The organism is Paraclostridium benzoelyticum (genome assembly GCF_001006285.1).
GTDB classification, from domain to species: Bacteria; Bacillota; Clostridia; order Peptostreptococcales; family Peptostreptococcaceae; genus Paraclostridium; species Paraclostridium benzoelyticum.
In genome coordinates this window covers 1-15,819 of record NZ_LBBT01000018.1, presented here as the reverse complement: position 1 = coordinate 15,819, position 15,819 = coordinate 1, and the positions used below count along the sequence as shown (strand labels likewise).

Here is a 15,819-nt window from a genome sequence, read left to right as displayed (position 1 = left end):
TTCTAAAATGGAAATTCATTTAATAAAAATTGTTTGAAAAGTTTAGGTAGAAAAGAAAATAATGAAGCAGAGAAAATAGGATTAGATAGAACAAATTTATACTTCTCAATATATTGATAAGACATGGGGGATTGCACAAAATAATCCATTGTCGTACAAGATAAAATTATATTAAATGAAATGAAGTAAATATATAATTAGGAGAAGTTGGACTTTTATGATATATTTAGTATTGATAAATAAAGAATATAGATTAATAGAAAGATAATAATATATAAAAATACTAAAACGACATAAAGGAAGAACACATAAATGACAAATATAAACTTTAAAGATTACAAACTAAGCAATGAAATATTAAAATCACTTAATATGCTAAACTATAAGACACCAACCAAAGTTCAGCAAGAAGTAATACCAGTTGCACTAGAAAATAAAGATGTATTAGTAAAATCACAAACAGGAAGTGGTAAAACAGCAACATTTGCAATACCACTATGTGAGTTAGTTGATTGGGACGAAAACAAACCACAAGCATTAATACTTACACCGACAAGAGAGCTTGCAATACAAGTTAAGGAAGATGTATTTAACATAGGAAGGTTTAAAAGAATAAAAGTGCCAGCACTTTATGGTAAATCATCTTTTTCATTACAAGCAAAAGAGTTAAAACAAAAGACTCATATAGTAGTAGGAACTCCAGGTAGAACAATAGACCATATCAAAGAAGGCAACTTTATAACTGATAATATAAAATATCTTGTACTAGATGAAGCTGATGAGATGCTTAGTATGGGATTTTTAGAACAAGTAGAAGAGATAATTTCATTACTGCCTAAGAATCGTGTGACTATGCTATTTTCAGCAACTATGCCAGATGATATAAATAGATTATCAAAAAAATATATGAAAAATCACGTGACAATAGAAATTGAAGCAAAAACATTAACTGTTGATAGAATACAACAAGATGGATATAGCATAGAAGAAACAGGAAAATTAAATTTATTAAAAGATGTAACAACAATAGAAAATCCAGATAGCTGTGTTATTTTTTGTAATACACAAGTTAAGGTAGAGTCTTTATACAATGAATTAAGAAAACTTAAATATCCATGTGATAAAATACATGGAGGAATGGAACAAGATGAGAGAATTAAAGTAATGAATAACTTTAAAAAAGGATATTTTAGATACTTAATAGCAACAGATGTAGCGGCCAGAGGTATAGATATAGATAATATCACTCATGTAATAAATTATGATGTACCTGTTTTAAGAGAAAACTATGTTCATAGAATAGGTAGAACAGGTCGTGCAGGTAAAGAGGGAAGAGCTATTACTTTTGTTATGAAATCTGATGAAAGACGTATGTTTGAGATATACTCTTATACAGGTAAGGAATTAACAATGAAAATGAAACCAAGTAAAAGAGTCGTAATGGATTTAAAGCCTGAATTTGACAAAAAGTTAGAGCAAAGACAAAAAGTTAAAGAAGACAAAGGTGCAAATCTAAGTCAAGAAATAATGAAGCTTCATATAAATGCGGGTAAAAAAACTAAGATGAGACCTGTTGATATAGTAGGTACGCTTTGTAGTATAGAAGGTATGAATGCAGAAGACATTGGAGTTATAAGTGTACTTGATATATCTACTTATGTTGAAATATTAAACAACAAAGGCGAGATGGTGTTAAAAGCACTACAAACTAAAAATATAAAAGGTAGGCCAAGAAAAGTAACTAGAGCAGATATGTAATTTTAAAAAATAAATTGATTTGCATAAATAAGAACCATTGTTTGAAATTTTCATATGATATATAGAACAATATTTATATCATAAAAAGGAGAATCAACAATGGAAAAAAATTATTGGCAAGAATATTGGGATAATTATTGGAAGTTTATGGCTGTATATCTTAGAGAATTACAAGACGTACGACCAGATGTGGATATTAAAAATGAATACTTAGAAGTGGCTAGTTTACTTGAGCCTTCTATGAATTTTGAAAATTACGAGATTTACGATGAATATGATGATAATAGTGATTCAGAAATAGATACAGAAGTAGATTTTATGATGCCTAATCCAGTTCAATCACCTGAGACTTTTATATCACCTGAGGGGGGACAGTTTACTATAGGTAATTGCAGAAGGATGGCAATAGTTAGAATAGTAATGAGAAGAGGATTTAATCCTTCTAATTTCTTTATGATAGTGGATAGAAGTGATCGTAGGAGCATTCAAGGATTTAGGATAGCTTGTCAATCTGGTAATATTAGATTTGTACCAATGGCTGTAGAATATAGAAATATAAACTTTATAGAATGCGCATTTTAATTTAAAAATAATAAGAGGTATCCAGTAGATATGCATATGCAATTCTTGGGATACCTCTTATTATTTTGATTGAAATTGATAAATTACGAAAATTATACACTAATGAGAATTTGCATTTTCCCTATAAGAAGTCATAACATCTTTAAATAATTCAGCAACAGAAGGTGGAGTCCAAGTGATTGCGTTTGCCCCAGCGGCTATTGTTTTTCTTATACTTTCATCAGTTGGACCACCTGTCGCTATTATTGGAAAATCAGGATAAGATTCTCTAATTTTTGAAACTATTCGAGGAGTATCAGAAGAAGCTGAAACATTAAAAATAGTTGCTCCGGCATCTATTCTTTCCTGAATGTTTGTATCATCGTTTACAATCGTAACAACAACAGGTATATCAAGTGCATTAGATAAAGCTCTAACTACACCGTTTGTTGTAGGAGCATTAACAACGACACCAATGGCACCTTGTAATTCAGCGTTAGTGCCTAACATTATTGAGCGTATTCCTTTTGTAAGACCACCACCAACTCCTGCGAAAACAGGGATATCAGAAGCCATAATAATAGATTGTGTAATTATTGGCTGAGGAGTAAATGGATATACAGCTATTATTGCGTCTGCATTTACATTTTTTATAATAGCCAAATCAGTTGAAAAAACAAGTGACTTTATTCGTTTTCCAAAAATATTTATACCACTACATTCTCTAATAACCTCAGGAACACGTAAAAACGATTTTCTAAGTGTACCATCTATGGATTTTGGTCGTTGCTTCATAGATAAAAGCCTCCTTAATAACTTTAATATTTTATCATTAATTATAAATTAGGTATGTTAAATTTGCTATATTTTAACGAAATAAATTTATTATGAATATTTAATATGTATATTTGTAAAAAAATGTTGAAAAACCAATCATCATGTGATACCTTTTATATTGAGGACATAAAGTTAAAAAAATTACAATATATAACGTGCGTTAGAGAAGAGGAGTCAAGCACAAGCCTTAAAATGTTACTATTTTAACAATATTAACATAGGCTTAGCTTGGCTTTTTTAACGTAAAAAGGGGGATTTTTAATGTTAAAATTTTTAAAGCCAGCTCCATACATAAGCAGGCTACCAGAAAAAGAAATAGATTCAGCTTATAAAAAATATCGTATCCAGATGTTTATTAGTATTTATGTAGGATACCTTATATACTATTTTGTAAGAAGTAACTTTGCTTTATCTAAAGTATATCTTTTAGAACAGGGGTTTACAAAAGTTGAGATAGGATTTGTTGCATCAGCACTTGGATTATCTTATGGTATTAGTAAATTTGTAATGGGAAATGTATCTGATAGATCTAATCCAAGATATTTCTTGGCAATAGGGCTTATATTATCAGGTATAGTAAACTTGTTTTTACCAAACACAACTAATATTGCTTTTATGTTTGTTTTAATGTTGTTAAATGGATGGTTTCAAGGAATGGGATGGCCTCCATGTGGAAGAATAATGACTCACTGGTTTTCAGATAGTGAACGTGGTGTTAAAATGTCAATTTGGAATACTGCACATAATGTAGGTGGAGGATTTATAGCTACAATTGCATTAATTGGGGTATCACTATTTGGAACATGGAAAGGTATTTTTTACTTACCAGCAATAATAGCAATTGTAGGTGGACTAGTATACATTATATTTGCAAGAGATACTCCACAATCTGTTGGATTACCACCAATTGAAGAATTTAAAGATGATTACCCAGAGTACGAGGTTGAAGTTAAAGATGCTGAAGAAGAGCTTACTGCTAAAGAAATTTTATTTAAGTATGTATTAAACAATAAGCTTTTATGGTGTATAGCTATTGCAAACGTTTTCGTATATTTGGTTAGATATGGGGTTATAAGTTGGGTTCCTACATATTTACAAGAAGTCAGACACTTTAACCCAAAAGACTCTTCTATAGCATTTGCATTGTTTGAGTATGCGGCTATACCTGGAACTATTATAGTTGGATGGATTAGTGATCATATATTCCATGGTAGACGTGCTCCAATGGGAGTTATATGTATGATTGGGGTGGCTATAGCCACAGCAGTATATTGGAAAAGTACAAGTCCATTTGCTATAAACTGTGCATTAGCATCAATAGGAGCATTAATTTATGGACCTGTTATGTTAATAGGGGTAAGTGCACTAGACCTTGTACCTAAAAAAGCAGCAGGAACTGCGGCTGGGTTTACCGGTTTATTTGGCTATATGGGAGGACAAGTTTTAGCTGAACTAGCAATGGGTATGGTAGTTGATAAGTTTAATTGGGATGGAGGATTTATAATGCTAATAGCATCTGCAATCTTATCTATAGTATTTTTATCATTTACATGGAATACTCACAATATAAAAGAAAAATCTAATGCTTAGTTACATATAAAAATAAAAAAATTAAGGATATAATCTAAAAAGATTATAGCCTTAATTTTTTTATTTTTATTAATCTATATAAAAGTTGACTAACTTAGTCATATTCAATAATATATAAGTATGACCAAGTTAGTCATACAGAGGAATAAGGAGGAATAACATTGAATAAGACATTTGAAAATCTAGGTGAGGAAAAAAGACTTAGGATAATAAATTCAGCCATAGAAGAGTTTGCCAATAAAGGATATATGCGTGCAACAGTAGATAACATAGTATTAAGAGCGGGGATTTCAAAAGGTTCAATATTTCAATACTTTAAAAATAAAGAAAGATTATACTTATATATTTGCAATTATCAAATAGATATAATTAAAGATGAAGCATTTAAACAAAAAGAAAATAATGAAACTGATTTTTTTGAAATATATAAACAGGCTGCGCATATTAAGTTTGAAATACTTAAGAAAAATCCATATATTTTTAAGTTTTTTCAAACATTGTACACAGATGAGTCACCAGTATCACAAAAATGGATAGAAGATATGCTTAAAAATAGAAACGAAATAGTATTAAACTTTATAGGAGATTATGATAAGACAAAATTTAAAGATGATTTAGATATTGATATGGCAGTAAAGTCCATTAAACTTACATTTGATGGACTATCAATGAAATGGATGGATAAATTATCATATGAAAACTATGAAGAGGATTTAAAAAGATTATTTGAAGAAGTGGAAGACTATATAAATTTTTATAAAAAATTATACTATAAGGGAGAAAACTAATGTTTATTAAAACTAGTAACTTATGCAAGTCATACAAAACAGAGGATATCGAAACTATAGCATTAAAAAATACAAATATATCAATTGAAAAAGGAGATATAGGTGTAATATTAGGTCCATCAGGAAGTGGAAAATCTACTTTAATGAATATTCTTGGAGGGTTAGATAAATCAGATAGCGGTAAGGTAATGGTAGATGGAGTTGATATTACTAAACTATCAGATGATGAACTAGTAGAATATAGACGTGAAAAAACAGGATTTATATTTCAATCATACAATTTAATGCCTCATTTAACAGTATTAGAAAATATAGAGATAATAGAAAACATAAGTAAATCACCTCTTGATATCAATGAAGTATTAGAAGCAGTAGGATTAATGAATAAAAAAAATAGATTTCCAAAAGAACTATCTGGTGGGGAGCAACAACGTGTTGCAATTGCTAGAGCAGTAATAAAAAATCCAGCAATATTATTTTGTGATGAACTAACAGGTGCACTAGATTATAAGTCTGCAATAGATGTACTTTCTCTTATACAAGATATAAATAGAAAATTCAATACTACAATTTTAATAATCACACACAACGCTTCAATAAGTGCTATGGCAAATAAAATATATAAATTTAGAAGTGGTGAGGTTACGGATTCTATTACTAACAACAATCCGGCTGATGCGAGGGAGGTTCAGTGGTAATGAAGCTAAATAAAAGCATATTACGCGTAATGAAAGAAAATATGGGAAAATACTTAGGTATGCTGTATATGTTAATACTATCGGTTTTTTTATTTGTTTCATTGAACCTTACAGCTCAAAACTTAAGATATAATAAAGATGAATATGTAAGAAAAAATGTTCAAGAAGATTTAGAATTTTATACTTTAAATAAAATTAATGATATAGGCAAAATAGAAAGTAAGTTCAATTTAAAAATGGATGAAGCGATTGTAAAAGAATATGAAGATGGTGGGAAAACATTAAGGTTGTTTACTCCAAATGAAAAAGTAAATATTACTTCCGTTTTAGAAGGTTCTATGCCAAGATCTGGAGAAATAGCATTAGATCCTCAATTTGCTAAATCAAATAAACTAAATATTGGAGATAATTATCGTATAGGAGATTCTTCTTATAAAATTTCAGGATTTATTGCTATACCAAATTATGCTTATATACTTGAAAAAGAAGGAGACTTTATAAATAATCCAAATGAATTTGGTATAGGTATAATAAATGAAAAGGATATTAAAAATGGTACATATTTATATTCAGTAAAATACAACAATGAAAATCAAAATATATATGACATATCCAAAAACTTAAAAACTTACTTGAATGAAAATGGAGTAAATATAATTGACTGGGTATATGCTAAAAATAACTTAAAGATATCAGTATTAGATATAGAAGTTATTGCCATAAGCACATACTCAATAGTATTACCTACAATAATATTACTTATAACAGTTGTATTAATAAGCATTGTTTTAGGAAGAATGATAAAAAATGAAATGGCAGGGATTGGTACATTATATGCACTGGGGTATAGAAAAAAAGAAATAATGAGGCATTATCTAAACTACCCTATAATACTTTCGTTAACTGGTGGGGTGATTGGAGGCACAATTGGACTTATAGTACAAAAATATATATTTGACTTATTTCTTGAATTTTTCCCAATACCAGTTGAAAAATTATCGTATAGCCCTATATATTTCATATTAGGAATAATTTTATGCGGATTGTTTACTGTTGTAGGAAGTTACATATCTATTAATAAGATATTGAAATCATCACCAGTTTTATTAATGAACAATGAAATTAAGATCAAAAAAGTAAATAAAATTGAAAGAAAAATCAACTTAAGTAAATTCAAATTTAAGACAAAATTTGCTATAAGAGAACAATTACGTTCAATACCTAGATTGGTATTTTTGGTAACTGGAGTTGCTATAGCTACGGTATTTTTGATGTATGGATTTATTGCTAAATGTTCAATGGGCTATGCAATTAACCAAGATAGTAATGATGTATTTAGCTACAACTATGAATATATATTAAAACAGCCTACAACAGATAAACCTCCTGTAGGTTCAGAGGAGATATCGGGAATTAGATTTGCAATCGATAGTACTCTAAAAGATAAATTTGAGTTATTGGGAGTAAGCAAAAACTCACAAATGGTAAGTTTAAAAGATAAACATGGAAAAGAAATAAATATTAATGATAATAAATTTATTATTTCTTCTAAAATGGCAAAAAAATATAAATTAGATATTGGTGATAAACTATCTTTTATAAATATACTTGATGACAAAAAGTATTCTATAAAAATTACTGATATAGCTAAAACAAATACAGGAGACTATGTATTTACTTCAATAGACAACTTCAATAAAATGATGGGACTTAAAAAAGGCGAGCATAGTGCAATTATTTCAAAAACGCCTATTAAATTAGATAAAGATTCAGTGTATATGGTAAACACTCCTAGTAACATGAAAGATATGCTAGCAGATTATATGGATTTAATGGAAGCATTTATATATGGAATAGCGGTTGTAGCTTTTATTATAGGAATAATTATAGTATATATAATAGCGTCTACAAGTATAGAAGAAAATAAAAATCATATAGCCCTTATGAAGGTCTTTGGGTATAAGAAAAAAGAAATAAACTCAATGATGTTAAATGGGTCAAGGATTTATGTAATAATTGGATATATTATAGGAGTACCTATTGGGTATATCATAATAAATTTAATCTTTAAAATATTTGAGGAACTTGACATAGCTCTAGAGGCTAAAATTAACTTACCTTATATACTTATAGGTTTTGTTATAATAGCTCTTACCTTTGAGATATCGAAATCTATATGTTCCAGAAAAATTGAAAAAATAGCTTTAAGTGAAGCTTTAAAAACACAAAAAGATTAATAAAAAGCCATGAAGATTAATATCTTCATGGCTTTAGTATTTTATACTAAACTTTTCTAGTAAAACCTTCTCCAAGTACTTCATAAGCATTATTTATTATAACAAATGCTAAAGGATCAATTTCATTAACAAGTTTTCTCAAAATAACTTCTTCACGTCGAGAAACTACGACTAATAAAACATCTTTCTTTTGCTTTGAATATCCTCCACGGCCTTCTAAAAAAGTAACTCCTCTTTCTAGGTTTTTCATAATTGAATCAGAAATCTCATCGGGATTATCAGTTATAATTATAAAAGATTTAGAAAAATCAAATCCCTCAACAATAGTGTCACAAATTTTGACTGAAATATATAAAGATATTATAGCATATAGAGCTATTTGAATATTTTTAGAAACAAGTCCTGCTAAAGCTATTACTAAGCCATCTATTATAAACATGAAAACAGAAATAGATATAAATGGAAAAACCTTATTTAAAATAAGGCAAGCAAGTTCTGTTCCACCAGTAGATGCATCTATTCTAAACAACATTCCAAGACTTATCCCAACAACTATACCACCTGCAATTGATGATAACAATATATCATTAGTTTGAAAAGCTGAAGTTAGAGGTTCTGTGACTTTCAAGAAAAATGTAAGTAATAAAATTCCTATCAAAGTCTTTATAGCATCTTTCTTACCAAGAATCTTAACTCCAAATATAAACAAAGGGATGTTGAAAACTAAGTTTATAAGCCATAAAGGAGTATTAAAAATACTTTTAAGGACTATTGCAAGACCTGTAAGTCCACCTGACGCTATCATATATGGCTCTAAGAACATATTAAGTCCAACAGACATTATAAAACATCCTAATGCTAAAATTATAAGTTCAAAAAGATACTTGTATTTCTTATCTTTTAAAATCAATTCCCATCACCATCCTTTTTAAACTTGGAAACTTTTTTATTGATTTTACAATAATTTCCACATATTTAAGTATATCATGAAATTTTGTATAAAATGTTAATAGAGATAAAAATATATACATAGATAATTATTAAATGTGTAATATTTAATAATTATAAAAAAAGAAGAGATAATAAATATATAAACATAATTTTAAAAGGAGATACATATGAAGAACTATAGCTTTAATACCAGAGAGGAACTTGTAGAATTTTTAGACAATCACAATTTTAAATATTATATTCCAAGAGTAAGCGAGTATATGAGCGCTATTAAAGATGAACTTAAGCATTATTATGTAGAGTTATCCGATTCCAATGAAGTTGAAAGTTGTTTTATTATAACAATCACAGGAGGAAGAGAGCTTAAGGAAAGTTTCTTTGATATCAGTAAAGTTAATGAATTTAAAGATAAAGCTTATAATAGGGAGTATCGAGAAAAACAATATAAAGAAGGTATTGAAAAAGGATATTTTTAATTTGAAAATAATTATATAAATAAAAGGCAGAGAAATCTGTCTTTTTTTATTTCATAAAAATTTATAATATTTTATTGACACAAAGAGTAAGAATAGTTAATATTGTTTTGTACTAAACAAATTTATGTTGAGGTGTTTATATGATAAATAAAGAAAAGCTTAAGTTAGGTCTTGATATTAGTAAAATTAATCACATAATTTCAAGAAAGATGGATGCGTCTGTAATCAGTGCAATTGATGATAATTTAACCATATCACAGGCTTATGTAATAGATTTTATATGTAATGAAGGTAAGGATAAGGACGTATTTCAAAAGGACTTGGAGAGTGTATTTGATTTAAAACGTTCATCAATTAGTTTAATGTTAAACAATATGGAAAAAAGTAGTTTAATAGAAAGGGTGCCTGTTAAGGAAGATGGACGATTAAAAAAAATAGTTTTAACAGAAAAGTCTATAAAGATTTATGAAAAAATATCTGATGCAATTGATTTAATAGAAAATAAGTTATCAGAAAACATAACGGAAGAAGAATTGAAAGTATTTCAAAATGTACTTAATAAAATAAGAAATAGTATAGAATAACCATTTGGATTTCCAATAACGTTTATATTTAGATGAATATTGTTTTGCACAAAACATAAAAATAGGAGGATGATATATGTCAAAAATATCTAATTTTACAGAGGGAAAAATATTTTCTCCTTTATTAAAATTTACTATACCTATACTGATTGCATTATTTTTGCAAACTATGTATGGAGCGGTTGATTTGCTTATAGTAGGTCAATTTGGAAATGCAGCAGATGTATCAGCAGTTTCAACTGGCAGTCAAGTAATGATGACTATAACTGTAATAATTACAGGATTAACTATGGGTATCACAATACTTATAGGGCAAAAGCTTGGAGAAGGTAAATCAAAAGAAGCTGGAGATGTTGTAGGAAGTGGTATTTCAATCTTTGCTATCATAGCGATAGTTATAACTATTTTAACTGTTACTTTTGCTTCACCTATTTCAACTTTTATGCATACCCCAAAAGAGGCCTTTGATAGTACCACGGTATATATAAAAATTTGTGCCTCAGGATCTGTTTTTATAATTGCGTACAATATTATAGGAGGAGTATTTAGGGGGTTAGGTGATTCAAAAACTCCACTTATCACAGTAGGAATTGCATGTGTGACAAATATTATAGGAGATTTAATATTTGTTGGAATATTTAAAATGGCCGTTATGGGTGCTGCGTTGGCTACTATAATGGCTCAGGCAATTAGTGTTATATTATCGGTAGTTATTATTAAAAAAAGAGGACTTCCTTTTGAGTTTTCTAAGAACAGTATAAAGTTTCATAAAAATTTAACTTCAAAGATAATCAAATATGGAACCCCAATAGCATTACAAGATGGACTTGTACATATGTCTTTTCTTGTAATTATGATAATAGGAAATTCAATGGGAGTTATTCCATCAGCAGGAATTGGTGTTGCAGAAAAACTTGTTGGATTTATAATGCTAATACCATCAGCTTTTTCTCAAGCTGTATCTGCATTTGTTGCACAAAACTATGGAGCTAAAAAATACGATAGGTCAAGGAAAGTTCTTATTTATGCTATTTCAGCTTCATTGTGTTGTGGTATTATAATGTTTTATACTACATTTTTCCATGGAAATATACTTGCAGGCATGTTCTCTAAGGATAAAGATGTAGTTTTAGCAGCATGGGAATATATGAAAGCGTATGGAATCGATTGTCTTTTAACTGCAATTATGTTTAGTATGGTAGGTTATTTCAATGGATGTGGAAAAACAACATTTGTAATGATACAAGGAATAATAGGTGCTTTTGGAGTAAGGATACCTGTAGCATATCTTATGAGCAAAATCATACCTGTATCATTATTTAGAGTAGGCCTTGCTACACCAATGTCTACAGCTGTACAAATTATATTATGTGTAATTTATTTTATAATTTTATCAAAGAAATTATCAAAAGAAAACACAACTATAGATGTAACTTATTAAAGTCATTAACTTTCGGAATTAGTGTGTTTTTTATTTATGTTTAAACTAAAAAAAGATTTTGGAATATAATAAGCTTGATAGTTAGTAAAACATTGACATTATAAATATAATATTATAAAATAAATGAAAACTATGAAAATTCGATGAAAAAGAGAGTAGCATGAATTAATTTTATAGAGAGTTTAGGATGGTGGAATCTAAACATTGATGTTTATGTGAAAAGAACTTTGGAGAAGACTGCAGGAAACTAAGTATTGCAGTAGGTTGCTCGCCTTAAGAGATTGAGTGGGTAAGTTTATTACCAATAAGAGTGGTAACGCGGAGATAGTTCGCCTCTTGGATTTTATTCCAAGGGGCTTTTTTTATTATCAAGATTGTTATCATTTTTAATATTAATAAATTTACCAATAAGAGTGGTACCGCGTAAATTCGCCTCTTAGCATATTGCTAAGAGGTTTTTTATTTTATTAAATGTAAAATTAAACAGGAGGTAAGATATGAAGTCTATATTATTTGAAAAGGGAAAAGAAATACATAAAGAATTATGTGAAATTAGTGATTTTATATATCACAATCCAGAACTTGGGAATGAAGAGTACAAGGCTGTAGAAAAATTAACTTCTTTTTTACAAGAGCATGACTTTGAAATAGAAACAGAATTTTTAGGTATAAAAACTGCATTTAGAGCAACTTATGATAGTAAAAAAGAAGGTCCAACTATAGGATATTTATGTGAATATGATGCATTGCCAGAAATAGGGCATGGGTGTGGACATAACATGATAGGAGCAATGTCAGCAGGTGCTGGTGTTATTCTAAGTAAAGTTTTAGATGATATTGGAGGTAAGATTATAGTTTATGGAACGCCTGCTGAAGAAACTAATGGAGCTAAAGTTGTTTTTGCAGAACAGGGAGTATTTGATGAACTAGATGTTGCAATGATGGTCCATCCATCAGATAAAACTATAGAAAGTGGTACATCTATGGCACTTTATCCATTACAATTTACTTACACAGGAAAAACTGCACATGCGGCTTCTTGTCCACAAGATGGAATAAATGCTTTAAATAGTGTTATTCAGTTATTCAATGGAATTGATGCTTTACGACAACATGTCACTCCAGATGTTAGAATACATGGAATTATAACTAATGGAGGCGTAGCTGCAAATATTGTTCCAGATAAAGCTATAGCTCAATTTTACTTTAGAGCATCTAAAAAAGAGATACTAGATGATGTATTAGTAAAAGTAAAAAATATTGCAAAAGGAGCTGCACTTATGACGGGTTCAAAACTAGAGATCACAAGATATGAATTACCTAATGATAATTTAAAAACTAATAAGAGCTTATCAGAGGCTTTTAGTAAGAACCTAAGAAAGCTTGGGGTAAAAGATATTTATGAAGCAAAAGATACAGGATCAAGCGATATAGGAAATGTAAGTCATAAAACACCTACAATACATCCTTATATAGGAATATCTAATTGTAATGTAACAGGTCATAGTGTAAACATGGCAGATGCTACTATAACACCTTTTGCACATGAAAGACTACTTATAGGAACTTTAGCACTTGCATATACAGGATATGATGTTTTAATGAGTAAAGTAAATTTAAATGATTAATTTAAGAAATTTCTGAAAAAATAATTATATTAAATAGAAAGTGGGTATAAGTATATAAATGAATTTAAAAGGGGGATTATTTATGAATTATAAAAAACTTATATTAGATGGGAAGTCAGTAAGAGATTTTAAAGAGAAAGCTATAGAATCAGAATGTTTTAATGAAATAGAAAGCTACATAAAAAAGTCTAAAAAATTATTACCCGAATTGAATATAGAGTTAAAAATATTTGACAACGAGGAAACTTATGAAAAATTAAAAAATGTAGCTGGATATAATGGACATATGATAAAAGCTCCTAGTTACGCTGTTATATTATCAGATGTTAAACAGGGATACATTGAAAATAGCGGATATATAGGAGAAAAATTAATCTTAAAAGCTAGGGATTTAGATATTGACTCATGTTGGGTAACTTTTAATGATAGTGATATTATAAAAGAAAAATTAAATATTTCATCAAATAAAGAGGTAACTGCGATTATAGCGTTAGGTTATGGAATTGATAAAAACATTAAAAATAAGAGTGGATCAGAAAGATTAGGAGTAGAAAAAATTGTATATATGGATAAATGGGGAATAAATACAAGTATAGATGAGCTAGAAGAAAGAGGTCTTCTTGATGCATTTAGTTACGCTAGAATGGCACCATCAACTCTTAATAGACAACCATGGAGATTTATAATAGATGGAGGAAAAATTATACTAGCAGTTAAAAAAGATGATTTTACTAGCAATTACGAGATAGGTATAGATGCTGGAATAGCTATGTTATATTTCGGGTTAATAATAGATACAACTTTATTTGATTTAAAATGGAATTTAGATAAAATAGATAAAGATTATAATATACCTGAAGACTATGAAGTTATAGGATACTGTAGTATATAAAACTTTAGATTTACTTATATAGAATTAAAAACCATACTGAATTTTATTCAGTATGGTTTTTTACGATTAATTAACACTACTTATACTTGAGTATTGATAAAAATGATTTAAAAATGTTATCCTAAAGTGTACGTATATAGATAAGTTGAAATCTTCTATAAGACATAAGGGGGTATTATGATTAGGATAGCAATTTGTGAAGATGAAAAGGATCAACAAGAGTTACTAGAAGGGTATATTAATGAAGCGTTTAAAAGTCTTTCATTACAATATAAATTAGATATATTTAGTTCAGGAGAAGAACTACTTGAAAGTTACTCTAAAGATTTTGATATAGTTTTACTAGATATACAATTAGATGAAATTAATGGGATGGATACAGCTAGAAAAATTAGGATTTTAGACAATAAGGTGGAAATTATATTTATTACATCTTTAATCGAATATGCACTAGAAGGATATGAGGTAAGAGCTTATAGGTATTTAGTAAAGCCAGTAAAATATGAAAACTTAAAAAATAATATAATAAACTGTATTAAAGAAGTAGAGATAAAAAATAAATATATTATAGTAAAGGAACATGGCAATCAAATTAAATTAGATATAAATGAAATAACTTATATAGAAGTTCAAAAAGAAAATATAACTATACATACATTAACCAAAACTTATAAAACAAAGGGAACCATGAGCAATTTTGAGAAGGATATAGATTGTAGTAGATTTTTTAGATGCCACAAGAGTTTTTTAGTTAATTTAGATTACGTAAAATCTATAAAACAATATGTTGCCATACTTGAAGATAGTGAAGAAGTACCTGTAAGTAGATATAGATTTAAGGAAACTAAAGAGAAATTTTTTGAGTTGATAGAGGAGATCTTATGTTAGATTTTTATTATGTTCTAGCTAGGATAAATATGGTTATATTTATAGTTTTATTTTTTATGTTGATGAATAAAAGAGGTTATGCCTATAACATCAAAAATAATATTCGCTTTATATTAATTTTAATATTATTAATAGCTTTAATTAAAGATGGTATGCCTTTTGGAGTTGTTGTATTACAGATTTTAATAGTAATAATATCAATTTTATCATTGATATGTAAAATTACTTATAAAATTGATATGAAAGAATCTATTATTAACTCTCTTATGTATAGTCTATTTTATATTTTTATAGAGTGTAGTATATATTGGATTTTACAGTGCTCACTTAAGTATGAAGCTATTCACATGATAATATTAGATATTGCAATAAACTTTATTATTATTTTTACAGGCATCTATTTTTTTGATAGACTACAAAAGATATATAATGATAAAAAGTATTATATATGTATTATTTTAACAATACCAGTTAATGTAGTTATAATTTT

Annotated in this window: 14 protein-coding genes, 1 pseudogene and 1 other annotated feature; of the genes and pseudogenes, 13 read left to right on the top strand and 2 right to left on the bottom strand. The window is 28.2% G+C overall.

What is annotated here, in order from left to right:
- Positions 1 to 312 precede the first annotated feature (312 nt).
- Both VN21_RS00865 and VN21_RS00860 read left to right on the top strand, forming a co-directional pair.
- A complete protein-coding gene (locus VN21_RS00865) occupies positions 313 to 1,758 on the top strand; it encodes a DEAD/DEAH box helicase (protein WP_046821601.1) in 1,446 nt (481 codons plus the stop codon).
- A 99-nt stretch (positions 1,759 to 1,857) separates the two neighbouring features.
- Positions 1,858 to 2,340 (top strand): hypothetical protein, encoded by a 483-nt coding sequence (locus tag VN21_RS00860; RefSeq protein ID WP_046821600.1) that lies wholly within the window; start codon positions 1,858 to 1,860, stop codon positions 2,338 to 2,340.
- Between the two features lie 99 nt (positions 2,341 to 2,439).
- Here VN21_RS00860 and VN21_RS00855 read toward each other — a convergent pair whose 3' ends face one another.
- Positions 2,440 to 3,114: a beta/alpha barrel domain-containing protein gene (locus VN21_RS00855; RefSeq protein WP_046821599.1), complete on the bottom strand. Its 675-nt coding sequence runs from the start codon at positions 3,112 to 3,114 to the stop codon at positions 2,440 to 2,442.
- A 303-nt stretch (positions 3,115 to 3,417) separates the two neighbouring features.
- Between VN21_RS00855 and glpT the strand changes: the two genes are divergently transcribed.
- The 4 genes from glpT to VN21_RS00835 all read left to right on the top strand — a co-directional run bounded on the left by glpT (position 3,418) and on the right by VN21_RS00835 (position 8,469).
- Positions 3,418 to 4,746, top strand: coding sequence for a glycerol-3-phosphate transporter (glpT, locus tag VN21_RS00850; protein ID WP_021431039.1), 1,329 nt, complete (start codon positions 3,418 to 3,420; stop codon positions 4,744 to 4,746).
- A 161-nt stretch (positions 4,747 to 4,907) separates the two neighbouring features.
- Positions 4,908 to 5,534 carry a TetR/AcrR family transcriptional regulator gene (locus VN21_RS00845; protein ID WP_046821598.1) on the top strand — a complete coding sequence of 209 codons (627 nt, stop codon included), beginning with the start codon at positions 4,908 to 4,910 and terminating at the stop codon, positions 5,532 to 5,534.
- A complete protein-coding gene (locus VN21_RS00840) occupies positions 5,534 to 6,232 on the top strand; it encodes an ABC transporter ATP-binding protein (RefSeq protein ID WP_046821597.1) in 699 nt (232 codons plus the stop codon). Before VN21_RS00845 ends, VN21_RS00840 begins: the two co-directional genes overlap by 1 nt.
- Positions 6,232 to 8,469 (top strand): FtsX-like permease family protein, encoded by a 2,238-nt coding sequence (locus VN21_RS00835; RefSeq protein ID WP_046821596.1) that lies wholly within the window; start codon positions 6,232 to 6,234, stop codon positions 8,467 to 8,469. The genes VN21_RS00840 and VN21_RS00835 overlap by 1 nt, the downstream gene beginning before the upstream one ends.
- 46 nt (positions 8,470 to 8,515) lie before the next feature.
- Here the strand turns inward: VN21_RS00835 and VN21_RS00830 are convergent, their stop codons facing one another.
- The gene (locus tag VN21_RS00830) at positions 8,516 to 9,379 is read right to left on the bottom strand and encodes a YitT family protein (protein WP_046821595.1); all 864 of its coding nucleotides are present in this window, start codon (positions 9,377 to 9,379) and stop codon (positions 8,516 to 8,518) included.
- A gap of 208 nt (positions 9,380 to 9,587) precedes the next feature.
- Between VN21_RS00830 and VN21_RS00825 the strand changes: the two genes are divergently transcribed.
- The 7 genes and pseudogenes from VN21_RS00825 to VN21_RS00795 form a co-directional block, all read left to right on the top strand.
- The gene (locus tag VN21_RS00825) at positions 9,588 to 9,896 is read left to right on the top strand and encodes a hypothetical protein (protein WP_046821594.1); all 309 of its coding nucleotides are present in this window, start codon (positions 9,588 to 9,590) and stop codon (positions 9,894 to 9,896) included.
- A 140-nt stretch (positions 9,897 to 10,036) separates the two neighbouring features.
- Complete coding sequence (locus VN21_RS00820; protein WP_046821593.1) at positions 10,037 to 10,480, top strand: MarR family winged helix-turn-helix transcriptional regulator; 444 nt, start codon at positions 10,037 to 10,039, stop codon at positions 10,478 to 10,480.
- 76 nt (positions 10,481 to 10,556) lie between these two features.
- Positions 10,557 to 11,921 carry an MATE family efflux transporter gene (locus tag VN21_RS00815; RefSeq protein WP_046821592.1) on the top strand — a complete coding sequence of 455 codons (1,365 nt, stop codon included), beginning with the start codon at positions 10,557 to 10,559 and terminating at the stop codon, positions 11,919 to 11,921.
- Positions 11,922 to 12,055: 134 nt separating this feature from the next.
- Positions 12,056 to 12,261, top strand: a binding site (T-box leader).
- A 157-nt stretch (positions 12,262 to 12,418) separates the two neighbouring features.
- Entirely contained in the window at positions 12,419 to 13,549 is a 1,131-nt protein-coding gene (locus VN21_RS00810) for a M20 family metallopeptidase (RefSeq protein WP_046821591.1), read from the top strand.
- 82 nt (positions 13,550 to 13,631) lie between these two features.
- Entirely contained in the window at positions 13,632 to 14,441 is an 810-nt protein-coding gene (locus VN21_RS00805; protein ID WP_046821590.1) for a nitroreductase family protein, read from the top strand.
- A 177-nt stretch (positions 14,442 to 14,618) separates the two neighbouring features.
- Entirely contained in the window at positions 14,619 to 15,329 is a 711-nt protein-coding gene (locus VN21_RS00800) for a LytR/AlgR family response regulator transcription factor (protein ID WP_046821589.1), read from the top strand.
- Positions 15,323 to 15,819: pseudogene (locus VN21_RS00795) on the top strand (ATP-binding protein); the annotation flags it as partial. The gene VN21_RS00800 and the pseudogene VN21_RS00795, both read left to right, overlap by 7 nt.